Consider the following 24,583-nt stretch of genomic DNA (forward strand, 5'->3'; position numbering starts at 1 on the left):
CACGACGCAATCGCGAGCAAGCTTTGCTCCCACAGGGGTAGGTGTTGGGCCAACTGAGTCAGGCACCGTTTTTGAGCAACTGGCCCAGCGCCTCCAGCTCGCTTTTCTCAAGGTCCGAGACCAGCACGAAGCGCATGTGGTTCTCCTGCCACGACACCACATTGAAGCCGCGAATCGTCTCGCTCTGTCGCGGTTTGTCGGCCTCCGTCGTGGGCAGGATGAACACATTGATGATGTGCTTGTTGCGCCCGTAACTCAGGGCCGCCGTGGTCTGATGCTGCAGATAATCCAGACGCCCACCCAACAGGGGAAAACCCTGCGCCGAGTAGTCGAACACCGGCGGCGAGAAGTCGAGCTTGCCGGTGAACCAGGGTTTCACGGTGTGGCGGTCAGAGGACACCACATCGTTCAAATGCTCGCCCATCAATGATCGGACGTGACTGGACACCGCTTCGTCCATCAAGGGTTGTTGGGCGCCCGGCGTGGCCACATAAAGCACCATTGCCAAAACCAGCGCCGCCGCTGAAAACGCCGGAGCGAACCAGGTTCGCCAGCGCTCGATGAAACGGGGTTTTGGCGGCTCGGCAGGGAAAATACTGGCGGCCAGCGACGCCGGTGCTGCGTAATACACCGCGCTCTGCTTCACGCCGGCCACCAGCAACCGAGCCTGATCATGCAACCGCGCGCACTCGGCGCACCCGGCCAAATGCCCGGCTACCTTCGCAGCCGTCGCCGGATCGAGTTCCTTGTCCAGATAGCCATGTATCAGCGTCTGGCAAACCGTGCAGTCGAGTTCATTCATGATCGTGCAACTTCAGTAGTTCGTGTTTGAGCATGGCGCGAGCCCTGGCCAGTCTCGACATGACGGTACCGATGGGGATGTCGACCACCAGGGCGATGTCCTTGTAGGGCATGTCTTCGAGCTCCTTCAGAACAATCACCTCGCGAAACACGGGAGGCAGGGCGCACAGGGCCTGCTGGATCAGCGCCGCATTTTCCGTGTGAATGGCCAGCAGTTCCGGGGTCTGGCCGTGGCTCGGCGTGTCGTCGTCTTCGGGAAACTCGTCGCCCAAAGCGACCCAACGGTGTCCGGCCGAAGCCTTGAGCCAGGTGTAGCTCTCGTTGCGCACGATCGTGAGGAACCAGGCCTTGGCGTTGCCGCCGGCGAAACGCTGGGAAAACCGGAAGGCGCGCAGGGCGCTTTCCTGGACGACATCGTGCGCGGCGCTGTCCTGGCCGGTGAGCCAGCGCGCGAGGTTGTAGGCGGCGTCCAGGTGGGGCGCAAACAATTCCTCAAATCGCTTCATAGTGGTTCCCGCACTGTCCCGCCTCTATAACTGTGCCGCGTGATGTTTTATTCCCTGGAAAAAATGTTTTTTTCGACCGGGAATAAAGTCCCAACCCATCCGGTTTTAACTCGTGTCAGTTGCATCACTGTAGAACGCCTGCGAGGGAATACCGATGAACATTCATTCAAGACACCAACGACGCGTCGACGGCCCCTTGAACCCGGACCGCCGAACGCTCCTCAAATGTTCGGCCTGGGCGGGGGCAGGCGTGATCTGGGCCCTGTCCGGCGGCATTCCACGGGCCTTCGCCCTGGATGACACGGGCAAGGTCTCGGACCCCAAGGCACTGGCCAGCAACTTCCACTTTGTGCAGATCAGCGACTCGCACATTGGCTTCAACAAAGAGGCCAACCCGGAACCGGTCAAGACTTTGCAGGTGGCCATCGACAGGGTCGTCGCACTGCCGAAACAGCCGTCGCTGATCCTGCACACCGGCGATATCACCCACCTGTCCAAACCCGAAGAGTTCGACACCGCCGCACAGCTGCTCAAAGGCCTGCCCTCCACCGTGCATTACGTGCCGGGCGAGCACGACACCCTCGACGAGGGCGGCGGCAAACTCTATCTGCAACGTTACGGCAAGGGCACCCAAGGCAATGGCTGGTACAGCTTCGACGACCACGGCGTGCATTTCATCGCGCTGGTGAATGTCTTCAACTTCCAGGCGGGCCATGAAGCGACCCTCGGCGCCGATCAACTGGCGTGGCTGGCCGATGACCTGCGCGCGGTATCGAGCAGTACACCGATCGTGGTGTTTACCCACATTCCGCTGTGGACGATTTATCAGCCGTGGGGGTGGGGGACCGAAGACGGTGACCAGGCCATCGCCATGCTGCGCAAGTACGGTTCGGTGACGGTGTTGAACGGGCATATCCATCAAGTCATCCAGAAGGTCGAAGGCAATATCACCTTCCACACCGCCCGGGGCACGGCTTATCCACAACCCGCACCGGGTGCGGCGCCATCACCGGGGCCGATGACGGTGGCGGCGGATCAATTGCGCAATTACCTGGGGATCACCGATGTGCGGGCGACCCAGGGTGATCATCCACTGGCGCTGATCGATTCGACACTGGTTTAGGGGAGGGGAGTGATGAAAACGCGACTGTTGGCCGTGCTGTGCCTGATGCTGTCGATGCCGGTGTGGGCTCAGGAGGTGAAAGTCGATATCAAGGCATTCATGTATGGGCCCAAGGACATGACTGTGCCCGTGGGCACCAAAGTGACGTGGGTGAACGACGACGAGGTCCCGCACACGGTGGCGGAAACCCACAAGGTGTTTCGCTCGGGGGCGCTGGATACGGGGGACAGTTATTCCTGGGTGTTCAACGCGCCGGGGGAATATGAGTATTTTTGTGCGCTGCATCCGCAGATGATCGGGAAGATTGTGGTTACCCAATAACCCGGTGGCCTGGTCAACGCCTGTGGGAGCAAAGCTTGCTCGCGATGGCGGCAGTCCAGTCAACAATGCTGTCGACTGATACACCGCCATCGCGAGCAAGCTTTGCTCCCACAGGTTTGGCGTTATTTCGGGGCGTTTAGGTTCAGCGTCGGTGTTTCATCGAAGAAGTTCCACGGTTTGAGCAGCACATGCACCCACTCGGTCGGCATGATCGGCCACTCTTCGGCCCGGGCGATGTGGGTGGTGCCGGTGGTCAGCCAGACCACGTCGTCGGTGTTTTCGATGGCGTGGTTGTCCTGGGTGAACTGTCCCAGGCCCGAGTCCTTGTCCGAGCGGTTCGGGTACTTGCCTTCCGGGTACTTCTCCTCCGGGTTGTACTGCGTTACCCACAGCTGCTTGTCCATGAAACTCAGGCGGTGGTAAAGCCATTCGTCTTTGCCGAAGTTGGCGCCCTTGGCAACCGGATGCGTGCCGCCAGCGTAAGGGATCAACTGGTAGGACACCGGGTTGCCGACCTTGTTTTCCTTGCTGAAGTTGGTCAGTAGGCGCACGGTCGATGGGTCGAATTTCTGCGCGGCCTGTTGTTCGGTGCCGACCACTTTGGTTTCGGTCTGCATGGTGCTGGTGCGCGGGCCGCCACGGTCATTGGGCAGCACCACCGGGTTCACTTCCACCAGCGAGTTGCTTTCGCCGTCCACGTCCATGTCCAGGCGGAAGTTGTAGATGTGCTGGTGCGTGGTGCCGACGATGTTGTGGTCGAGCAGGGTGCCGTAGCGCGTATCTTCCTTGGCGGTGTCCTCGTGCATGGTTTTGGACTTCACACCCTTGACCGCTTCGATACCGGTGGCGCCGGCGTCGATGCCGATGGTGCCGTTCTGCTGGAAGACCCAGTCGAAGATGTAGTCGTAGTTGCCGACGGTGCTGATCCAGCGCACCACCAGTTCACGCCGCTCGGTGCTGAGGTTGGGCTGACCCATTTCCTGGTGTTTGTATTCCGGGCCGGCATAACGCTCGAACACCGCCATGGCGCGCGGGATCGCGGTCGGCGCGCCGGTGTAGTCGGCGATGGTCGCATCCAGCAGCACGGCGTTTTCCGGGGCGTCTTTGCCACGGGCGATCGGCGAGGTCAGGGTGCCCATGCCGTAGTCGCCGGAATCCAGGTAAGCCTTGAAGTACCAGCCGACGTCCGGATCGCCGTAAGGCACGATCATGCCGCCCAGCGAGCCCTCGTACATGATTTTGCGTTTCTTGCCCTTGTCGTCATAAGTGACGGTGGAGAGGATCGGGCCGACCCGCGAATCGAGGCGGACGTGGAAATCCCAGTTCTGCCAGTGAATGCTGTTGCCGGTGATGGTGTAGTTCTTGCCCTCGGGCTCGGTGATTTCCAGCGGTTTGACCGACACGCCCTTGCGTCCGCGTCCGTCATAGGGCGTCGGCTTCATCGGCACCGGAATCAGCGCTTCGTCTTCGATCTTGATCAGCTTCTTCTGTTCCAGATCGACAATCGCCACCAGTCCTTCGATCGGGTGCGCCCAATAGTTGCCGTCATCGGTATTGAGGTAGCTGACGATTTTCAGCAGGCGCTTGTCCTGCGCCAGGCCGTCCTTGCCGTCGAAGTAACCGACGGTCAAAGGCGTGGCCACGACTTTCTTCACATCGTTGATGCCGCGCTTGGCCAGGGCCTGGGCGTATTCCGGGCTGGCCTCGACGGCCGATTGTACCGTGGCGAAGTCGTCCAGCAGCACCATGCCGTGGGCGCCTTCGATTGGCTTCCAGGACTTGAGTTGTTTGCTGTCGAGATCGACCAGCGCCTCGATCACATGCTTGCCGTCGAGCACCACGATTGAGGCCTCACGCGGCTGGGCGACGTTTTGCCCGGTGTAGACGAAATTCCACACCTGATCCTTGGGCGGCGCCTTGACCGAGACTTCGGTGAAGCGGAACCCGGGTTGGTAGTGCTCGGACTTCTTGACGATGCCCACCGCCGTAGTGATTTCGTCCGCGCTCAACGGGTTGAGCGGGTTAGGCCGGGTTTCCACGACAAAGGTGGTGTCCAGGCCAGACTGAAACACCTGGTTGATGAAGTCCTTGGACATGAACGCCGTTTTGTCCTTGAACACCACAGGCACGGTCAGCTCGATGCGTTTGCCATTGAGCATCGCCACTTTGCTGTTCGGTTTGACCTTGAGATACACCCCGTCCTTGGCGATGGTGAACAGGTTGGCGTAATCGTCCCATTTGACCGTGGCGCCAAACTCTTCGAGCCCCGCTTGCAGCGGCACCATCTCGGCGTGACCGCCATGGGCCTGTGCATTGCCCGCCCAGAAAGACAGGCCCAGGGTGATGGCCAGCGCGAGTCGGGCAAGTGGTTTTCTGTTTCGCAATGCAAGTGAGGTGAACATTCTGGGTTCCTTCGAAAAGCCGGTGACTGGCATACCCGCACTTTGCTACAGCCGGTGAATGGCTGCATTGGAATTGCTGCCAAAATCCTTTGGATCTGTGCCTGATTTAGCGTAGTGGGGGGAATGCGATTAGCGATGTCATATGTTGTCGTACGACTATTTCTGATCATCAACTATTTCAAAGAACTGAAAAAATGAGCGAAAGTAGGTGACGTTTCCTGTGTTTTTGCCAATTTTATTACAGTATTCGACGACGACACGAATTTTTTAAGCGGTAATGCCGATCACGTGGAAAGGGTTTTTTGTTGACGTTCCGTACGAGGGTAGCTATAAATTCAACAAGTCATATGACGACGTATGACGACTGAGATTGTACTTCTAAAAATAAAAAGAGCGTCGACACCACCATGAATCTGAACGAGCCCATCACCGCGCAACGCGTCGGCCAAGCTGTCGGCAAATTTCGATGGACCATATGTGCGCTGTTGTTTTTTGCGACCACCGTCAACTACCTGGACCGCCAGGTCCTTAGTCTGTTGGCGCCGGATCTGTCGAGGCAATTTGGCTGGAGCAATACCGATTACGCCAACATCGCCGCCGTCTTCCAGTTCACCTACGCGATTTCAATGCTGTTCGCCGGCCGTGTGGTCGACAAGATCGGCACCAAGGCCGCTTTTGTAGCAGCGATCTGTATCTGGTCGACCGGCGCGGTCATGCACGCGTTCGCAGAGCCGATGGGCGAGGGCATCGCCGCCATCTCCGGCGCGCTCGGTATTGCGGTCATCCCGGTCTCGATCGCCGGCTTCATGCTGGCGCGCGCCGTGCTGGCGGTGGGTGAGTCGGCCAACTTCCCGACCGCCATCAAGGTCACCGCTGAATATTTCCCGAAGAGGGAACGCTCCTTCGCCACCGGCATCTTCAACTCCGGCGCTAATGTCGGGGCAGTCCTGGCACCGATTTCAGTGCCGCTGATCGCGGGCCTGTGGGGCTGGCAAGCTGCATTCATCATCATCGGCATGCTGGGTTTCATCTGGATGGGCGTCTGGCTTGCCGTTTACGAAAAGCCGGAAAATCAGAAACGCCTGTCGGCAGGCGAACTGGCGCATATCCGCAGCGATTTGGACGCTAGTGCCCCCGTGTCGACGGGCGCTGGCAAAAAGGTATCGTGGTTCAAATTGCTGAAATATCGCCAGACCTGGGCGTTCGCGTTCGGCAAGTTCATGACCGACGGTGTGTGGTGGTTCTTTCTGTTCTGGCTTCCGACCTATCTTTCGGAGCAGTACGGCCTGAAAGGCGCGGCTATCGTGGTGCCTCTGACTGTGTTGTACAGCATGACCATGGTGGGCAGTATCGGTGGCGGCTGGTTCCCCAGCTACTTCATGGCACGCGGCGACGCTCCGTATGACGGCCGTATGAAAGCCATGCTGGTGATTGCCCTGTTCCCGCTTTTAGTGTTGTTGGCGCAGCCGTTTGGCCACATCAGTGTCTGGGTACCGGTATTGCTGATTGGTGTGGGCGCGTCGGCGCATCAGGCCTGGTCATGCAACATCTTCACCACCGTATCGGACATGTTCCCGCAAAAGACCGTCGCTTCCGTGGTCGGCATTGGCGGCATGGCGGGCGGCTTGGGCGGCGTGCTGCTGACCAAGCTCGGTGGCTGGGTGTTTGACTACTACAAATCGGTCGGCGACATCCGTACCGGCTACATGATCATGTTTGCCATCTGCGCCGTGGCTTACCTGGTGGCGTGGAGCGTGATGAAGATGCTGGTGCCTCGTCACAAGGAAATTACCGATCTGTGAGTGAGGGCTTCGACGGCGTGTCCATGTAACCCTTCGCATTGAACGAGGCCGCTGAGCAATCAGCGGCCTTTTTTGTTTATCAGGTGTGTGTTCCGCTGTTTTCAATGGCCAGGACTTGACCGCGGGGCGGCAAACGATTGCTTCGGTTTAATAAGAAGCATTACTATTCACGCCCCGTTTACACAGCATGCCGCAATGACCCCCAAGCTGCCCCGCAGACACGGCTTTTTCGAGCATTACGAAGAGTTGGTTGGTACCTGGACCCGTCGCCTGAGAAATCGTCAGCAGGCCGAGGATCTGGCCCACGATACCTTTGTGCGCGTGCTTGAGTCCGATTCGGGGGCGGTACAGCAACCCCGGGCGTATCTGCACCAGACCGCGCGCAATATCGCGGTGGATGGTTATCGGCGTGAGGATCGGCGGGGCGCCATGGAGTTAGAGGCGATCGATGAAAGTGCGTCGTCATCCGGCGACCCGGAGCATTACATGCGTGCGATCCAATTGGCCGACTCCATCGAGCGGGCGCTCACCGAGCTGCCGGTCAACTGCCGCAAGGTGTTTGTCTGGCAGAAAATCGAAGGTCTGACCCAGGCCGAAATCGCCGAACGCCTGGGGCTGTCCAGGAACATGGTGGAAAAGTATATGATCCGCACGCTGCGGCATCTGCGCGACCGCCTGGAAGGACAGTACCCATGAGCAGTTGCGCGTTTTCACCCCCGGCCAAACAGGAACTTCCATGATGGATACTCGTGATTGTGCGTGCGGGCAAACAACGGTTCGCGATGAAGCGGCGCGCTGGTTTGTACGTTTGCAGGAACCGGTCGTCGATGTCGATGAGCATCGCCGGTTCGAAACCTGGATGGACCAACATCCTCAACACCGACGCGAATTCGACTTGCTCCAGGGCCTGTGGAAAGCCGCCGACCTGCTGCCGGCGGCGCGTCTGCGGGCGCTGTGTGAAGAAGCGCCGGCCCGCGGCAAACGTCGACCGATGGTGCGTTACGCGGTGGCTGCCAGTGTGCTGGCGGTGGCGGTCGGTTTTGGGCTGTTCAACGGCTTGAATCAATCGTCGTCCTACACGGCGGAGTTTTCCACGACCCTGGGCGAGCGTCGCCACGTGGCCTTGCCGGATGGATCGGTGGTCGACCTGGACAGCCGCAGCCGGATTCAAGTGCACTTTGAAAAGCATCGTCGCGGCATCGAGTTGACCGAAGGCGAGGCGATGTTCAGCGTCCAGCATGACACCGGCCGGCCGTTTGTCGTTGAAGCCGGAAACGGCAAGGTCACGGTCACCGGGACACGCTTCGATGTCCGCCGCAGCAGCGCCGAGACCCGGGTGGTGGTGGAGCAGGGCACGGTCAAGGTCCAAGGACGCTCGGCGGCCGATCATGATTTCGTCAACCTCACTGCGGGTATGGGCACCCATGTCGATGCCCAGGGCCAGGTCGCGGCCGCCTACGCGGTGAATCCATCCGAAATGACGGCCTGGCGCAGCGGCAAACTGGTGTTCAACAACGCCAGCCTGGCCGATGTCGCCGAACAGGTCTCGCGTTATCGGGAGCAGCCACTCAAGGTCGGCAATGCGGCGGTGGGCAATCTGCGCCTGACCAGCGTGTTCAAGTCCGACAACACCGATGCATTGCTCAAGGCCTTGCCGAGCATCCTTCCGGTGGCCGTGCGCACCCTCGATGATGGCAGCCAGGAAATAATTTCAAAATAAATTCAGGTTTTTTTTGCGTTCATCGTCTTCCTGTTCAACTGCAACTGGTTTGCATTAACAAGCGCACACTCTTGCGATTCACAGGACTACGTTTGACGTGAAGAAATCCACCGCTAAAAACAATACGTTCCCTTGGTTGCCGCTGGCACTCGCGCTGGCGGTCAACGTTGCGATGCCCCAGGCATACGCCGCCGACGCCATCCATATCCAGGCGCAACCTTTGGGGCAGGCCTTGACTCAGTTGGGCCAGCAAACGTCATTGCAGGTTTTTTTCAGCCCTGAGCTGGTGGCCGGCAAGCAAGCGCCGGCGGTGGACGGCAATCTCTCGCCGGAAGAGGCGTTGCGTCAGTTGCTGCAAGGCAGCGGTCTGCAGTACCAGATCGATGAAGGTTCGGTGACGTTGATGCCGGCGCCGACCCAGGCGGCAGGCGGCCCGCTGGAACTGGGGGCGACCGACATCAAGGTGGTCGGCGACTGGCTCGACAATGCCGATGCCGCGCTGGTGCAGAACCACCCTGGCGCGCGCACGGTGGTTCGCCGTGAAGCCATGGTCGAGCAGGGCGCGATGAACGTTGGCGACGTATTGAAGCGCGTGCCGGGTGTGCAAGTGCAGGATGCCAACGGCACCGGTGGCAGTGATATTTCCCTCAACGTCGGCGTGCGTGGCCTGACTTCGCGCCTGTCGCCACGCTCCACCGTGCTGATTGACGGCGTGCCGGCGGCATTCGCCCCCTACGGCCAGCCCCAACTGTCGATGGCACCGATTTCTTCCGGCAACCTCGACAGCATCGACGTGGTGCGCGGCGCCGGCTCGGTGCGATACGGACCGCAGAACGTGGGCGGTGTGATCAACTTTGTGACCCGTGCCATCCCGGAAAAAGCCTCCGCTGAAATCGGCACCACCCTGGAGACTTCCCAGCACGGTGGCTGGAAACACATCGATACCGCATTCATGGGCGGCACCGCCGACAACGGCATCGGCGTGGCGCTGCTGTATTCCGGCGTGAACGGCAACGGTTACCGTGAGCGCAACAACGGCAACGACATCGACGACGTGATCCTCAAGACCCACTGGGCACCTACCGATGTCGACGACTTCAGCCTGAATTTTCACTACTACGATGCCAGCGCCGACATGCCCGGCGGCCTGACCCAGGCGCAGTTCGATGCCGATCCGTTCCAGTCCGACCGCAACAACGATAACTTCAGCGGCCGCCGCAAGGATGTGTCGTTCAAGTGGGCGCGGCAGATCGACGACCGTACCCAGGCCGAAGTGCTGACCTACTACACCGACAGTTTCCGTGGCAGCAACATCGCCGCTCGCGACCAGAAGACCCTCGGCTCGTTTCCGCGCACCTACTACACCTTCGGGATCGAGCCACGGGTGTCCCATGTGTTCGACGTCGGCCCGACCACCCAGGAAGTCAGTGTCGGTTATCGCTACCTCAAGGAAGGCATGCACGAAGAGGCCAGCCGTCTGGCGCTGAACAGCAGCAACGAACCGGTGGTGACCAAGACTTCGGACGGCCATGTGTACCAGGACCGTACCGGCGGCACTGAAGCCAACTCGGTGTATGTCGACAACAAGATCGATGTCGGTAACTGGACCATTACCCCAGGCATCCGCTTCGAGCACATCAGCACCGACTGGCACGACCGCCCGGTGCTCGACACTGCCGGCAAGCCTGTGCCGGAAAAGCACCGCAGCATCGAAAGCAACGAGCCGCTACCGGCCCTGAGCGTGATGTACCACATGTCCGATGCCTGGAAGCTGTTCGCCAACTACGAAACCTCGTTCGGCGCCCTGCAGTATTTCCAGCTCGGCCAGGGTGGCGTGGGTGACAACACCGCCAACGGCCTGGAGCCGGAGAAAGCCAAGACCTACGAGATCGGCACGCGCTACAACGATGATGTGTGGGGCGGCGAAGTGACGCTGTTCTACATCGACTTCGACAAGGAGTTGCAGTACATCAGCAACGACGCGGGCTGGACCAACCTCGGCGCGACCACGCACCGTGGCATCGAGACCTCGGTGCACTACGACATGGCGGCACTGGACCCACGCCTGGACGGCCTGACCGCCAACGCCGGTTTCACCTACACCCGTGCCGTCTACGAAGGTGAGATTCCAGGTTTCAAGGGTCGCGACCTGCCGTTCTACTCGCGTCAGGTGGCAACCGTCGGCCTGCGTTACGACATCAACCGCTGGACCTACAACGTCGACGCCTTCGCCCAGTCGCAACAGCGCTCGCCGGGCGTTGCCGTGAACGCCGACGGCAGCTTCACCAACAACTACATCACCGAAGGCACCGCCGATGGCCAGTTCGGCGACATTCCGGGCTACGTCACCTGGAACGTGCGTAGCGGCTATGACTTCGGTCCGCAGGTGTCGAACCTGAAGGTCGGCGCCGGGGTGAAAAACATCTTCGACAAGCAGTACTTCACCCGCTCCAGCGACAACAACTCGGGCATGTACGTCGGCGCACCGCGCACGTTCTTCGTGCAGGCCAGCGTAGGCTTCTGATAGACCCCCATCGCGAGCAAGCTTTGCTCCCACAGTTGATCCATGGCGACACAGATCAACTGTGGGAGCAATGCTTGCTCGCGATGCTTTTCAGACCTTCAACACCTTCCCACCGATAGCCACCGCCACCAGCAACACCGCCATCAGCCCAAAGGCAAAACTCAAGCTGCTGCCATGGGCGATGAGCCCGATCACCGCAGGCCCCGCGAGTATTCCCGCGTAACCCAGGGTGGTAATGGCCGGCACGGCGATGCTTTCCGGCATGACCGTCTGCTTGCCCACGGCGGTGTACAGCACCGGCACGATGTTCGAACAGCCGGCGCCCAGCAGGGCGTAGCCCACCAGCGCCGCTTCCCAGCCCGGGGCGAAGGTCGCCAGCAGCAGCCCGAGCGCAGCCGTCACCCCGCCGAAGACAATCACCCGCGTCGCGCCAAGGCGCCGCACGATCGAATCACCGGTCAAGCGTCCCACCGTCATGGTCAGCGCGAACGCCGCGTAACCCAGACCGGCATAGGCCGTGTCGATCCCGCGCTCCTGCGCCAGGAACACCGCACTCCAATCCAGAGCCGCCCCTTCGGCGAGGAATACGATGAAACACATCCCGCCGATGAACAGCACGATGCCGCGGGGAACGGCAAACGCCGGCCCCGAACTTTCGCTGCCATAGGGCAGCAGGTGCGGTGCCGCCTTCGCCAGGGCGACCAGCAGCAAGACCATCACCACCAGCGTCGCGCCCAGCGGCGAAAGCCCCAGGCCCAGCAGCGCACTGACGCCTGCCGCGCCGACAATCCCGCCGAGGCTGAACATGCCGTGGAACCCGGACATCATGTTCCTGCCGCTGGCCCGCTCGACGATGACCGCTTGCAGGTTCACCGTCGAATCCACCGTGCCCAGGCCCGCGCCAAACAGGAACAATGCAGCGATCATCGCCGGGATCGACGACACCGTCGCCAACAGCGGCAGGGCCAGGCAGATCAATAGCGTGCCGCCGGTCGCGACCTTGCGACAGCCAAAACGCGTGGCCAGAATCCCGGCCATGGGCATTGCCAGGATCGAACCTACCCCCAGGCTCAGCAGCAACAGACCCAGGGTGCCTTCATCCAGCCCGGCCCGGGCCTTGGCATAAGGCACCAGCGGCGCCCACGCGGCGATGCCGAAGCCGGCAATGAAAAAGGCGACACGCGTGGACATCTGTTCCAGGCGCCCCGGCACGAACTCGGTCTGGGTGTTGAGGTTGGTCATATCAATCCTTGGCAAAAAACGTCGCGTCCTTTAAGGACCGTGATCTGGCGGCGAGGGTTCGATCAGCGTCCGCACATCCTTGCACAGCCAGACGGTGTTTCGCGATATGTTGAGCCTGACCGATCATTCCAGCAGGGAGGGCGCCATGGCGCGGATGTACGATGCACGAGGCAATATCTACAAGGTTGTGGCGCCCGAGGCATTGCGCCGCCAGGGTATCGCCTTGCCCGATCAGGCCGGCGACGCTGCACAAACCCGCGAAACCTGGGCGTTGGCGGCCATCGAGGCGTGCTGCTCCTGGGCTCCCGGCACACAACCGCCCGGCAGCAAGGATCATTGCAGCGATGGGTTGCTGGTGGGGCCCTTCCAGTCGGCGGCGCCCTTCGATCTGTTGATCGTGAACACCGACGGTACCCTGGCCGAGCGCAGCGGCAACGGGCTGACGATTTTCTCTCAGGCGCTGAGCGACCAGGGGCTTTTGCCGAAGGACGAGACCTGTGTGCTCAGGGTGCACCACGACAAGGCCGATGTGGTTTCACCGGGTGAAACATCGGTGAAAGCGGCGCAGGTCGAAGGTGTGAACGGGTTCTGGCTGGACCTGGGCAAGCCTTCGTTCGGGCCGCAAGCGGTCAGTGCCCATGGCGTTGAAAGCGTGCTGTTCAGCGGTCGCGAACTTAGCCATGTCCAACCGTTGTCGTCGTTGAATGTCGCCTGGTCGCGCAGCCAGTTTGCACGGGTGGGCAATCCGCATTGCGTGACGCTGGTGGACAACGCGGATGCCTTGCCGGGCAATGAACAGATGCGCGAATCGCCATTGGCCGAAGGATTGACGCGGATCGCCTATGCCATGCCGGCGGGGGCAGGGCGGCCGTGCCCGGCGGGGATCAACCTGCAATGGGCGATGCATGAGTCCGGGCAGAGGGTGGTCGCGCGGGTGTTCGAGCGGGGCGAAGGGCCGACCGCCTCATCGGGGACCAGTGCCACGGCGGTGGCTTGTGCGGCGTGGCGCGTGGGTTGGGTCAGTGCCGGGGAGGTGAAAGTGGTGATGCCGGGTGGGACGGCGCCGATTTTGCTCGAAGAAGAGCAAGGGGAATTGAGTCGGGTGAGCCTGTTTGGTACGGCGCGGTTGATGGGTTGAATCTGAAATGGCCATCGCGAGCAAGCTTTGCTCCCACAGGGGGACGCGTTAACCCTGTGGGAGCAATGCTTGCTCGCGATGGCGTCAGTCAGGCCAATACTAATTTCAGCCCAGATCGCTGAACTCCACCACCGGCATCGTCCGTTTCATCAACACCTTGCCGCCGCGCACCGAATACAGCGGCAAACCCTGACTGCGGATCACCTCGTAGTCGCTCTGCGCCGACAGGATCAGCAAGTTCGCCGGCCGTCCCGCTACCAGGCCGTAGCGATCCCCCAGGGCGAGGGCCTTGGCGCTGTTGTCGGTGACCAGGTCCAGCGCGCTTTGCAGGTTGCGGTAACCCAGCATGTGACAGATATGCAAGCCTGCTTCGAGTACCCGCAAGATGTTGCCGTTGCCCAGCGGGTACCACGGGTCGACGATAGAATCCTGGCCGAAACACACGTTCATGCCGGCTTCGAGCAGCTCGTTGACCCGGGTCACACCCCGGCGTTTCGGAAAGTTGTCGTAGCGCCCTTGCAGGTGAATGCTCTCGGTGGGGCAGGAGACAAAACTGATCCCTGAATGCCCGAGCAGGCGAAACAGCTTGGCGCAGTAAGCGTTGTCGTAGGAGCCCATGGCCGTGGTGTGACTGGCGGTGACCCGCGAACCCATGTCGCGACTGCGGGCTTCTTCGGCCAGGACTTCGAGAAAGCGCGAGTGGGGGTCGTCGGTTTCATCGCAATGCACATCCACCAGGCAACCGGTGCGCTCGGCCAGGTCCATCAGGAACTTCACCGAACTGACGCCTTGGTCGCGGGTGTACTCGAAATGCGGAATCCCGCCGACCACGTCCGCACCCATGTGGATCGCTTCCTCCATCAAGTCCCGGCCATTGCGATAGGACTCGATGCCTTCCTGGGGAAAGGCGACGATCTGCAGGTCGATCAGGTGACGGCTTTCCTCGCGCACTTCGAGCATCGCTTTCAGTGCCGTCAGTTGCGGATCGGTGACATCGACGTGGGTGCGTACATGCTGGATGCCGTGGGCGGCGAGGCTCTGGATGGATTTCTTCGCCCGGGTCTTGGTGTCTTCCAGGGTGATGGTCGTCTTGCGCTCGCCCCAGCATTCGATGCCTTCGAACAGCGTGCCGCTCATGTTCCAGCGTGGTTCGCCGGCGGTCAGCGTCGCGTCGAGGTGGATGTGTGGCTCGACAAAGGGTGGCACCACCAGGTTGCCGCCGGCGTCCAGGTCCTCAGGCCCCAGGGTCGGGGCTTCGGTCTGCCGGGCGATGCTACTGATCAGGCCGTTTTCCAGGTGCAACTCATGCAGGCCTTCCTGGTTGCGCAGCCGGGCGTTGATGATGTGCATCAGGAAGGTCCTTTTAAAAATGTTTAGGCGATACCTCTACGTTAGCTTGGCAGCCGTAATCCCCGCCAGTGGCAAAGTTCAATTGTAGGAGTGAGCCTGCTCGCGATGGCGGCGTCATATCCGACAATGTAGTTGACTGACCCACCGCCATCGCGAGCAGGCTCACTCCTACAGGGGGTTGGGGTTTGTCAGGGGGATTTGTGCAGGGGCAAAAAGCGCAGCAGTGCCGCAACAATGGCTTCGGGGGCGTCTTCCTGGACCAGGTGTCCGGCATTGGCAATGGCGTGAAATTGCGCCCCGGGAATCATGCCCTGCAAGGCGCGCCCGCGTTCGATGGGGATCCACTGATCGTCTTCACCCCAGAGGATCTGCACCGGGCAGCGAATCGTCGGGTACAACTTCTCGGCCTCGCGGGTGTAGCGCTCGTCCATCTGCGCGATCTGCCGATAGAATGCCGCTTGCCCCGGATCGCCCAGCCAGGGTTGCACGTAGGGTGCGAGTTCGTCGTCCGGGATGTCCCGCTTGATCGCCCCGCGAATATAGGCGGGCACGATTGCCCGTTGAATGTAGTCGGGCAGTCCGCTGAACGCGGCCTCGTGCTGACGCACATGCTGCACGAACGGCGAGCCCCAGGGTGTCAGCGCTACCGGGTCGATCAGTGTCAGGCTGCGATAATCCTTGCCGTTGAGCAGATGAGCGCGCAGCACCGTGGCCCCCCCGAAATCGTGAGCCACCACGTCCGGGCAATCCAGGCCCCAATGCTCCAGCAGGCGCGCCAGCAATTCGTTTTGCACGCCCAACGACACGTCGCCTTCGATCTTCTCGGACTGCCCGTAGCCCAGCAGATCGAAGTAGTGCACCCGGTGCGTGGTGATGAAGTACGGCGCGATACGGTGCCAGACGTAAGAAGAGAAGGGCGTGCCGTGCACGAACACCAACGGCGGGCCGTCGCCCCGTACGGCGTAGCGAACGCTGTGGCCGTTGAAGCGAAAGGTCTGGGCCAGCGGCCAGTCAGTCATGGGCGTGTCCTCTTGGCGGGTGAGCGCCAAAAAGCATAGGCATAAAAAACAGCCAATGAAGGCTGTTCTCTTTTTACCTGACAAACCGCATTCCCCCTGTGGGAGCGAGCCTGCTCGCGAAGAGGCCGTGTCAGTCAGCATTAATGGTGAATGACACACCGCTTTCGCGAGCAGGCTCGCTCCCACATTGGATCTGTGTTGTCTGTTTACTCGCCGCGATAGATGCACCCGCTGGTGCAGGTCTCGTGAATGCGGATCGCGCTGAGTTCCGGCAGCAGCGGCTTCATCTCGTTCCAGATGAATTTGGCCAGCACTTCACTGGTCGGGTTTTCCAGGCCGGGAATATCGTTCAGATAGTTGTGGTCCAGACGCTCATACAGCGGCTTGAAGATCGCCTTGATCTCCGAGAAGTCGCGGATCCAGCCGGTATGCGGATCGAGATCGCCGCTCAGGTGAATCGCCACCTTGAACGAGTGACCGTGCAGGCGCCCGCACTTGTGGCCGTCCGGGACGTGGGGCAGGCGGTGGGCGGATTCGAACGTAAATTCCTTGAAGATTTCCACAGTGTTTTCAGCTCTGTTCAGGTGGCGATCGCCGCAGCGATGTAGGCAGGCTGCGAGTTTAACAGCTTGTCCTGACTAAAGGGTCAGCAGGCGTTCGCCAAGGCGACCGTTGGCGGTCAGTTCAAGAAACTCATCGCCCAGCCGGCGGCTTTCATCCATCGTCGCGCGCCAGTACTTCTGCCGGCTCGGCGCGTCGCCCATGAAGCGCTTGAAGTCGTTGCGGTCCGGCAGTTTGCCGTAGGGCAGGCGTGCCAGGTATTCCTTGGACGGTGCCAGCAGCAGCACATCTTGCAAGCGTGCCGGGCAGGCGCGGCGCCAGGGCAGGGTCTTGTCGAACCAGCCGGGAATGACCCGGTCGGTGAAGTGCGGATACAGCACGATGTCATTGCCGCTGTAGGGTAAGTCGAGGTGATAGTCCAGCAGACCGCCGTCGCGGAACGTGCCTGCACCGGCACCCGGCAGGTCGCGCACGCCTTCCATTACCATCGGAATAGACCCCGAGGCGAGCAGGGCCTGGCGCAGGTTGCCGACGTTCAGCGGGACGAAGCGCGACGGGAAGTCGTTCAGTGCGTTGACCGGCGGCGCCAGGCGCGGGTCGTGGATGATCAACCGCTCGAAGTGCCGTGACAGTCGCGCGCGACCGCGCAGGTTGTCGGCGATTACCGACGACAGACCCAGGCCCAGCCGGCCGCGATGATCATCCGCGAGCAGGCCGTGGCTTTTGACCACCATGATGTTCAGGCGGTAATGGGCATTGTCGAGCAGGGCGGCATCGCGACCGTCGAGCAAGTCATCGAGCATGCGTCGCGAGCTCTGGCTGATCTGTGCCATGGTCACGCCTTTGGCGAAATTCTGCTCGGTATAGAGTTGCCCGAGACGGCGGATGCCCTCGGCGGCGTCCGGCAGACAGGCGCTGGCGAAGCGCCAGGAACCGACTGAGGCGCCAATCAGTGAACGCTCCCGAGGCGCCGACGGCAGCCATTGGCCGAACAACGCCAGGTCCAGCCCCTGAATCCCCAATGCCTTCGGCCCACCGGCAGCGCCTGGCAGCGTGCCGACATCGGCGGCGCTCAGGCCGTTTTCACGAATGCGCGCAAAGGCTCGCGGGCCGGCCTTGATCGTCAGGGAGGGGAACTTGATGTGGATGGCGGTCATACCGGTCTCGGTGTCTGGCAAGCGAGGGATTATGTGGGAGCGAGCCTGCTCGCGAAAGTGGTGTGTCATTCAACATCGATGGCGACTGACACGGCCTCTTCGCGAGCAGGCTCGCTCCCACAAGGATTGGGTATGATCGATGATGGCCATTCAGTTTCAATTAAGTTGATGCTGCTATGGTGGCCCCCTTAGGTAAGACCCGAAGAATACGGAAACACCCATGAACACCCTGACGGCCCTGTTCGCCGCGTCCCTCATCGGCCTGACCGCCAGCCCCGTCCACGCCCGCGACCTGGATCAGGACGAAGCCCTGCGCCTGCGCCAGCGAGGCGTGATCCTGCCGCTTGAACAACTGCTGCAACAAGCGCTGGACCGCTACCCGGGGGCCAAGCTGCTGGAAGCCGATCTCGAAGAGAAGCACGACGTCTACATTTATGAAGTCGAGTTGCTGACCCCTGAAGGCGTGGTCCGCGAGCTCGAGCTCGATGCCGCCACCGGCCGTTTACTGAAAGACAAGGAAGATTGACCGATGCGTTTGCTCCTGGTGGAAGACCATGTGCCCCTGGCCGACGAACTGATGGCCGGCCTCAATCGGCAAGGGTATGCCGTGGATTGGCTGGCCGACGGTCGCGACGCGGTGTACCAGGGCAGTAGCGAACCCTATGACCTGATCATCCTCGACCTCGGCCTGCCAGGGTTGCCGGGACTCGAGGTGCTGGCGCAGTGGCGTGCCGGTGGCCTGGCCACGCCGGTGCTGATCCTCACCGCCCGCGGTTCCTGGGCCGAGCGCATCGAAGGGCTCAAGGCCGGCGCCGACGATTACCTGACCAAGCCTTTCCATCCGGAAGAACTGCACCTGCGGGTCCAGGCCCTGTTGCGCCGCTCCCACGGCCAGGTCAATCAACCGACGCTCAAGGCGGCGGGCTTGCAGCTGGATGAAGGTCGCCAGTGCGTGACCCGCGACGGCGCTGAAATTCAGCTGACCGCCGCCGAATTCCGCCTGCTGCGTTACTTCATGCTGCACCCGGATCAGATCCTTTCCAAAAGCCATCTCGCCGAACACCTCTACGACGGTGAAACCGAGCGCGACTCCAACGTGCTGGAAGTCCACGTCAATCACCTGCGGCGCAAACTCGGGCGCAGCGTGATCGACACCCGTCGCGGCCAAGGTTACCTGTTCGGCGGGCAAGCGCAGTGAGATCGATCCAGCGCCGCTTGAGCCTGGGCCTGATCAGCGTGTTGGTGGTCGTCGGCCTGATACTGGCGCAAACCAGTCTGTGGCTGTTCGAAGTGGGCTTGCAGCGCTACCTCGAATCCGGGCTGCGCATCGACAGCGAGAACCTGCTGGTGGCGCTGGTGCGGGGGCCGCAGGGCCTGCAACTGGATGAGCGGCATTTGTCGCCGGCCTACCAACGACCGTTTTCCGGTCATTACTTCCGTATCGATTTTGCCGACAGTCATTGGCGCTCCCGGTCGTTGTGGGATCAGGAACTGCCGCGCCTCGAACATCCCGGCCTGCACAGCAACCTGCAATTGGGGCCGGAGGGCCAGCAGTTGCTGGTGTTGCGTTCGGACTATCGCCGGCTGGGCCAGTCGATCTCCATCAGCGTGGCGCAGGATTATACGCCGGTGCGAGAGAGCTTCCAGCGCATGCGGCAAATCGGTCTCGGCCTGGGATTGGCGGGATTGCTGCTGATCCTGTTGTTGCAGCGAGTTACCGTGCGACGTGCCTTGCGGCCACTGGAAAAGGCCCGGGAACAGATCGCGCAGCTGCAACAGGGCCAGCGCTCGCAGCTTGATGATCAGGTGCCGGTGGAACTGGAACCGCTGGTGGCGCAAATCAACCATTTGCTGGTCCACACCGAGGACAGCCTCAAGCGCTCACGCAATGCCCTGGGCAATCTCGGCCACGCCCTGAAAACCCCCTTGGCGGTGCTGTTGAGCCTGGCGTCAAGCGAGCAGCTCGACGCCCACCCGCAACTGCGCAAGATTCTCAAGGCGCAACTGGAGCTGGTCCAACAGCGGCTCAACCGTGAACTCAACCGCGCCCGTCTGGCCGGCGACGCACTGCCCGGCGCTCTGTTTGACTGCGACGTCGAACTGCCCGGCTTGCTGGCGACATTGAACATGATCCATGGGCAACACCTGAACTTGAGCTATCGATCACCCTCGGGCCTGCAACTGCCGTGGGATCGCGAAGACCTGCTGGAATTACTCGGCAACCTGCTGGACAACGCCTGCAAATGGGCGGATGCCGAGGTCCGCTTGAGTGTGATCGAAACTGCCCACGGGTTTGAATTGAGTGTGGAGGACGACGGGCCGGGCATTCCCGAAGACCGCCGCGATCGGGTGTTCGGTCGTGGTACACGGCTGGATGAACAGACCGATGGCCATGGATTGGGCCTGGGTATCGTGCGTGACATCGTCGACACCTGGGGCGGGGTGTTGCGGTTGCAGGAGAGCGAGTGGGGTGGGTTGAAGGTGCTGATCGAACTACCCAAACGTAATTGAAGACACACTGCAAAAACTGTAGGAGTGAGCCTGCTCGCGATAGCGGAGTGTCAGCCAATACTTTTATCGACTGACACTCCGCCATCGCGAGCAGGGCTCACTCCTACAATGATCTGTGTTGCGCATCTCAGGTGTGATGAATCTCCCGATCCTTGGTTTCCGGCATGAAGAAAATCCCCAGGACGGCCGTCATCACCGCGATGACAATCGGGTACCACAGCCCGTAGTAGATATCCCCCGTGGCCGCGACCATGGCGAAGGCCACCGTCGGCAGGAAGCCGCCGAACCAGCCGTTGCCGATGTGGTAGGGCAGCGACATCGAGGTGTAGCGGATGCGCGCCGGGAACAGCTCCACCAGCCAGGCGGCGATCGGCCCGTAGACCATGGTCACGTAGATCACCAGGATCGTCAGGAGCAGCAGCACCATCGGGTAGTTGGTCTTGGCCGGATCGGCCTTCTCGGGGTAGCCGGCCTCCTTGAGGGCGGTGACAAGCGAGGCAGTGAAAGCGTCGTTCTGCGTCTTGAAGTCGGCGGCCGGCATGCCGGTGCCCTCGAAACTGGTGATCACTTTCTCGCCGACGCGGACTTGCGCGACGGTGCCCGGTTCGGACTTCACGTTCTCATAGGGGATGGCCCGCTTGGCCAACACGGTCTTGGCCAGGTCGCAGGAACTGGTGAATTTGGCCTTGCCCACCGGGTCGAACTGGAACGAACACTGATCGGGGTTGGCGACCACCTTGACCGGGTTTTTCGCCTGCGCGACGAACACGTCGGGGTTACCGTATTGGGTCAGCGCATGGAAGATCGGGAAGTAAGTCACGGCGGCCAGAATGCAGCCGGCCATGATGATGCCCTTGCGGCCGATGCGGTCGGACAGGCTGCCGAAAATGACAAAGAACGGCGTGCCGATCAGCAGGGAGCCGGCAATCAACAAGTTGGCGGTCTGCGGGTCGATTTTCAGCGTCTGCAGGAGGAAAAACAGCGCATAGAATTGCCCGGTGTACCAGACCACCGCTTGGCCGGCGGTGCCACCGAGCAGGGCCATGATCACAATCTTGAGGTTTTCCCAGCGGGCGAAGGACTCGGTCAGCGGCGCCTTGGACGCCTTGCCTTCAGCCTTCATTTTCATGAACACCGGCGACTCGCTCAGTTGCAGGCGGATGTACACCGAGACGATCAGCAACAGGATCGACAACAGGAAGGGAATCCGCCAGCCCCAGGCTTCGAAGGCCTCGGTGCCCAGCGCCGTGCGGCAGGCGAGGATCACCAGCAGCGACAGAAACAGGCCGAGGGTCGCGGTCGTCTGAATCCACGAAGTGAAGTAACCGCGTTTGCCTTTCGGTGCATGTTCGGCCACGTAGGTCGCTGCGCCACCGTATTCACCCCCCAGGGCCAGGCCCTGCAACAGGCGCAGGGAGATCAGGATGATCGGCGCCGCCACGCCAATGGTTGCGTAGCCGGGTAGAAAGCCCACCACCGCCGTGGACACACCCATGATCACGATGGTGATGAGGAAGGTGTGCTTGCGCCCGATCATGTCCCCCAGTCGGCCGAATACAATCGCGCCGAAGGGGCGTACGGCGAAGCCCGCGGCAAACGCGAGCAGGGCGAAGATGAAGGAGGTGGTTTCGTTGACGCCGGCGAAGAAGTGCTTGGCGATGATCGCGGCGAGGGAACCGTACAGGTAGAAGTCATACCACTCGAACACGGTGCCCAGGGACGAAGCGAAAATGACCTTGCGCTCCTCCTTGGTAATGCCGTGGTGGGGCGCGCTGCCCGTGGATGTATTGTCGATTGCCGCCATGAGACTCTCCGTTTTTCTTGTTTTAGGCCGGAGCACCTTCATTGTTGTTGCCGCACCCTGGCCCTGGGGCTGATGTCATCGGACACAAGCTGACGGCCTCGCATTGCTGCGAAGTCTCTAAAAGCATAATCGGCTTTGCAAAGATATCCACTCGCCATCACGGCAGACACAGAACCTGTAGGTGAACCTGTGGGAGCAAAGCTTGCTCGCGATAGCGGCAGGTCAGTCACCGCGGTATTGAATGATCTACCGCTATCGCGAGCAAGCTTTGCTCCCACATGAGATGTGAGGGGGTTAAACGCGGAACTGATCCATCAAACTCTGCTGTTGATTGGCCAGGCTATTGAGCGACTGGCTCACCCGCGCCGACTCATTGGCCTGCCCCGACAACGACTCGGTCACATCGCGAATGGTCGCCACGTTGTTGTTGATCTCCTCGGCCACCGCGCTCTGTTCTTCGGCGGCGCTGGCAATCTGCAAGTTCATGTCGCTGATGACCGTTACCGCATCGCCGATCTGCCGCAGGGCCGTCACGGCCTGGCCGACCTGCTCGACGCTGCCCTGAGCCTGGCGATGACTGTTGCCCATCGACCCCACCACGTCCTGTGTGCCGCTTTGCAGTTGCTCGATCACCAGGCGGGTTTCCTCCACCGATTCCTGGGTGCGTCGCGCCAGATTGCGCACTTCATCGGCCACCACCGCAAAACCGCGCCCGGCCTCACCGGCACGCGCCGCTTCGATGGCGGCGTTGAGCGCCAGCAGGTTGGTCTGTTCGGCGATGGCGCGGATCACTTCCAGTACCGAACCAATCTTTTCGCTGTTGGCGGCCAGGCCTTCGACCTGGACCATCGCCGCGCTCATGTCGGCGGCGAGGTTGTCGATGCTGGCGGTGGTGCGGTCGATCACGGTCAGGCCCTGACGGGTCGCCTGATCCGCGTCCCGCGCCGCCTGGGCTGCCTGGGCGGCACTGCGGGCAACGTCCTGGGCGGTGGCGCTCATTTCGTGGGACGCGGTGGCGACCTGATCCACCTGGCGGTATTGCTGCTCCATGCCGGCACTGGTCTGGGTGGCAATGGCGGATGACTGGTCCGCGGTGCTGCGGGCGTCCTGCACCGAGCGTTTGACCTCGGCGATGATCGGTTGCAGCTTGTCGAGGAAGCGGTTGAACCAGCCGGCCAATTGACCCAGCTCATCCTTTTTGTCGTAGGCCAGGCGACGGGTCAGGTCACCTTCGCCGCTGGCGATGTCTTCGAGCATGTGCGCCACGCCGAGGATCGGCTTGGTCACGCTGCGCGCCATCAGCCATACCAGCAACAGGCCGATCAATGCAGCCAGCACGCCCAGGCCGAGCTCGGTCAGGGTGCCGGCGGTGTTGCTTTCATCCAGTTGTTTTTTCAGCGCTTCGGCAGGCCCGACCAGCACTTTCTCCGGCACGTCGAGCAATACGCCCCAGGCCTTGCCATCCGGAATCGGCTGGAACGGTGCCAGCACTTTGAGCTGCTGATCGCTGTGCAGGCTGGTGGTCTTGCTGGCTGTGGCGAGCATGCGCATCAGCTCGGCACCGCTGCGCTGGTCCACGGCTTCCAGGCGCTGGCTGAGTTTGCTGGCGTCCGGGCTGTAGCCGGCGAGCAAACCGGCCGGGCTGACGATGCTGACGCTGGTCTGGCCGTCATAGAGCTTCTTGCTTGCGCTCTGGCTGACCGCTTGCAGGCTGTTGAGGTTGATGTCCGCCGACAGCGATGCGATGACCTTGCCATTGACCATCAACGGGAAAACGATGCTGGTCATCAGCACGTTCTGGCCGTCGATTGCATAGAAGTACGGTTCGATCACGCAGGGCTTGAGGCTGGTGCGAGGACAGGTGAACCAGGCGTTGGCCGCTTCGCCGCTGGGGCCGGTGCTGGTGTCGGCGATGTCTTTTTCCGGTAGAGGCATGGACGTCAGCTTGCCTGGGGTCGGTTGCGACCAGTACAGGGCAAAGCGGCCTTTTTCGTTGCTGCCGACGTCGCTCTGGCCGGCGAACAGCTCGTCCTTGCCGTCCAGTCCGTTGGGTTCGAACACCAGGGACAGGCCGAGCAATTCCGGGTTGGCCTGCAGGGCCGACTTGACCTGGCGGGTCAGGTCCTCGCGCAGGTCGAAGGCATCGAGAAAGCGTTTCTCGGCCTGCTCGCGCAGAAACAGCACCTGCCGCGAAAAGCCGTGGCCATATTGATAGGCGTCCATGAACTGTTGGCGAATGCCCAGCGCCTGGTTTTCACCCTGGGACTCGATCCGCGCCTGGGCGGCTTCGGTCAACATCTCCATGCTCGAGGCTTTCACCAGCTCGGAGCTGTGCTCCATGCGATACAGCGAGAGCCCCACCAGTAGGGTCACGATGCCGGCCAGGCACAGCCCGGCCAGCAGGGTGATTTTCCATTGAATGGAGAGTTGTCTGAGCGACATGGAGACGTCCTTATTCGATAAATATCTGAGACTTTGCACTGTAGCGGCCGCAGATCGGCTTTCTAAAGGGTGGTGAGCGCTTCTTGTGGGAGCAAGGCTTGCAGCTTGCCGCTGCTTCCTTCACAGTGCGCGCCCTCTAATAAAACCCATTCTTAAATCC

General features: G+C 61.3%; 20 protein-coding genes and 1 pseudogene. 10 read left to right on the plus strand and 11 right to left on the minus strand.

Annotation, left to right across the window (positions count from 1 at the left end):
- Positions 1–58 precede the first annotated feature (58 nt).
- On the minus strand, positions 59–802 hold the full coding sequence (locus GPL81_RS15840) for an anti-sigma factor family protein (protein WP_160107530.1): 744 nt from the start codon (positions 800–802) through the stop codon (positions 59–61).
- Positions 795–1,307, minus strand: a complete 513-nt coding sequence (locus GPL81_RS15845) for a sigma-70 family RNA polymerase sigma factor (RefSeq protein ID WP_160107531.1) — start codon at positions 1,305–1,307, stop codon at positions 795–797. Before GPL81_RS15845 ends, GPL81_RS15840 begins: the two co-directional genes overlap by 8 nt.
- A gap of 154 nt (positions 1,308–1,461) precedes the next feature.
- On the opposite strand from GPL81_RS15845, the gene GPL81_RS15850 reads away from it, so the two are divergent.
- Positions 1,462–2,430 carry a metallophosphoesterase family protein gene (locus GPL81_RS15850; protein ID WP_160107532.1) on the plus strand — a complete coding sequence of 323 codons (969 nt, stop codon included), beginning with the start codon at positions 1,462–1,464 and terminating at the stop codon, positions 2,428–2,430.
- A gap of 12 nt (positions 2,431–2,442) precedes the next feature.
- Entirely contained in the window at positions 2,443–2,751 is a 309-nt protein-coding gene (locus GPL81_RS15855; RefSeq protein ID WP_096509928.1) for a cupredoxin domain-containing protein, read from the plus strand.
- A 122-nt stretch (positions 2,752–2,873) separates the two neighbouring features.
- On the opposite strand, the gene tynA is transcribed toward GPL81_RS15855, so the two are convergent.
- Positions 2,874–5,153: a primary-amine oxidase gene (gene tynA, locus GPL81_RS15860; protein ID WP_160107533.1), complete on the minus strand. Its 2,280-nt coding sequence runs from the start codon at positions 5,151–5,153 to the stop codon at positions 2,874–2,876.
- 407 nt (positions 5,154–5,560) lie between these two features.
- Here tynA and GPL81_RS15865 point away from each other — a divergent pair, with 407 nt between their 5' ends.
- The 4 genes from GPL81_RS15865 (at position 5,561) to GPL81_RS15880 (ending at position 11,199) form a co-directional block, all read left to right on the plus strand.
- A complete protein-coding gene (locus GPL81_RS15865; protein ID WP_160107534.1) occupies positions 5,561–6,955 on the plus strand; it encodes an MFS transporter in 1,395 nt (464 codons plus the stop codon).
- A gap of 195 nt (positions 6,956–7,150) precedes the next feature.
- Positions 7,151–7,651: a sigma-70 family RNA polymerase sigma factor gene (locus tag GPL81_RS15870; RefSeq protein WP_160107535.1), complete on the plus strand. Its 501-nt coding sequence runs from the start codon at positions 7,151–7,153 to the stop codon at positions 7,649–7,651.
- A gap of 40 nt (positions 7,652–7,691) precedes the next feature.
- On the plus strand, positions 7,692–8,675 hold the full coding sequence (locus tag GPL81_RS15875; protein WP_160107536.1) for a FecR family protein: 984 nt from the start codon (positions 7,692–7,694) through the stop codon (positions 8,673–8,675).
- A gap of 97 nt (positions 8,676–8,772) precedes the next feature.
- Complete coding sequence (locus GPL81_RS15880; RefSeq protein ID WP_160107537.1) at positions 8,773–11,199, plus strand: TonB-dependent siderophore receptor; 2,427 nt, start codon at positions 8,773–8,775, stop codon at positions 11,197–11,199.
- 90 nt (positions 11,200–11,289) lie between these two features.
- Here the strand turns inward: GPL81_RS15880 and GPL81_RS15885 are convergent, their stop codons facing one another.
- The gene (locus GPL81_RS15885; RefSeq protein ID WP_160107538.1) at positions 11,290–12,441 is read right to left on the minus strand and encodes an MFS transporter; all 1,152 of its coding nucleotides are present in this window, start codon (positions 12,439–12,441) and stop codon (positions 11,290–11,292) included.
- 145 nt (positions 12,442–12,586) lie between these two features.
- Here GPL81_RS15885 and GPL81_RS15890 point away from each other — a divergent pair, with 145 nt between their 5' ends.
- Positions 12,587–13,579 (plus strand): diaminopimelate epimerase, encoded by a 993-nt coding sequence (locus tag GPL81_RS15890; protein ID WP_160107562.1) that lies wholly within the window; start codon positions 12,587–12,589, stop codon positions 13,577–13,579.
- A 105-nt stretch (positions 13,580–13,684) separates the two neighbouring features.
- On the opposite strand, the gene codA is transcribed toward GPL81_RS15890, so the two are convergent.
- The 4 genes from codA to GPL81_RS15910 all read right to left on the minus strand — a co-directional run bounded on the left by codA (position 13,685) and on the right by GPL81_RS15910 (position 17,666).
- Positions 13,685–14,929, minus strand: a complete 1,245-nt coding sequence (gene codA / locus GPL81_RS15895) for a cytosine deaminase (RefSeq protein WP_160107539.1) — start codon at positions 14,927–14,929, stop codon at positions 13,685–13,687.
- A gap of 188 nt (positions 14,930–15,117) precedes the next feature.
- Complete coding sequence (locus GPL81_RS15900) at positions 15,118–15,948, minus strand: alpha/beta fold hydrolase (protein WP_160107541.1); 831 nt, start codon at positions 15,946–15,948, stop codon at positions 15,118–15,120.
- Positions 15,949–16,154: 206 nt separating this feature from the next.
- Positions 16,155–16,511, minus strand: a complete 357-nt coding sequence (gene queD, locus GPL81_RS15905; protein WP_003223505.1) for a 6-carboxytetrahydropterin synthase QueD — start codon at positions 16,509–16,511, stop codon at positions 16,155–16,157.
- 75 nt (positions 16,512–16,586) lie between these two features.
- Positions 16,587–17,666: a patatin-like phospholipase family protein gene (locus tag GPL81_RS15910; protein WP_160107543.1), complete on the minus strand. Its 1,080-nt coding sequence runs from the start codon at positions 17,664–17,666 to the stop codon at positions 16,587–16,589.
- A 220-nt stretch (positions 17,667–17,886) separates the two neighbouring features.
- Here GPL81_RS15910 and GPL81_RS15915 point away from each other — a divergent pair, with 220 nt between their 5' ends.
- From GPL81_RS15915 to GPL81_RS15925, 3 genes are read left to right on the plus strand one after another with little or no spacing between them, the layout of a single operon-like run.
- Positions 17,887–18,192 (plus strand): PepSY domain-containing protein, encoded by a 306-nt coding sequence (locus GPL81_RS15915; RefSeq protein ID WP_160107544.1) that lies wholly within the window; start codon positions 17,887–17,889, stop codon positions 18,190–18,192.
- A gap of 3 nt (positions 18,193–18,195) precedes the next feature.
- Positions 18,196–18,864: a response regulator transcription factor gene (locus tag GPL81_RS15920; protein ID WP_160107545.1), complete on the plus strand. Its 669-nt coding sequence runs from the start codon at positions 18,196–18,198 to the stop codon at positions 18,862–18,864.
- Positions 18,861–20,177, plus strand: a complete 1,317-nt coding sequence (locus GPL81_RS15925) for a sensor histidine kinase (protein ID WP_160107546.1) — start codon at positions 18,861–18,863, stop codon at positions 20,175–20,177. The genes GPL81_RS15920 and GPL81_RS15925 overlap by 4 nt, the downstream gene beginning before the upstream one ends.
- Positions 20,178–20,304: 127 nt before the next feature.
- Here GPL81_RS15925 and GPL81_RS15930 read toward each other — a convergent pair whose 3' ends face one another.
- The 3 genes and pseudogenes from GPL81_RS15930 to GPL81_RS31990 all read right to left on the minus strand — a co-directional run.
- A complete protein-coding gene (locus tag GPL81_RS15930; protein WP_160107547.1) occupies positions 20,305–21,981 on the minus strand; it encodes an MFS transporter in 1,677 nt (558 codons plus the stop codon).
- Positions 21,982–22,275: 294 nt separating this feature from the next.
- Complete coding sequence (locus GPL81_RS31985) at positions 22,276–23,031, minus strand: methyl-accepting chemotaxis protein (RefSeq protein WP_425502579.1); 756 nt, start codon at positions 23,029–23,031, stop codon at positions 22,276–22,278.
- A 102-nt stretch (positions 23,032–23,133) separates the two neighbouring features.
- Positions 23,134–24,423 (minus strand): annotated as a pseudogene (locus tag GPL81_RS31990) (methyl-accepting chemotaxis protein); the annotation flags it as partial.
- Between the last annotated feature and the right edge of the window lie 160 nt (positions 24,424–24,583).

Source organism: Pseudomonas izuensis (assembly GCF_009861505.1).
In the GTDB taxonomy this organism is placed as follows: Bacteria; Pseudomonadota; Gammaproteobacteria; order Pseudomonadales; family Pseudomonadaceae; genus Aquipseudomonas; species Aquipseudomonas izuensis.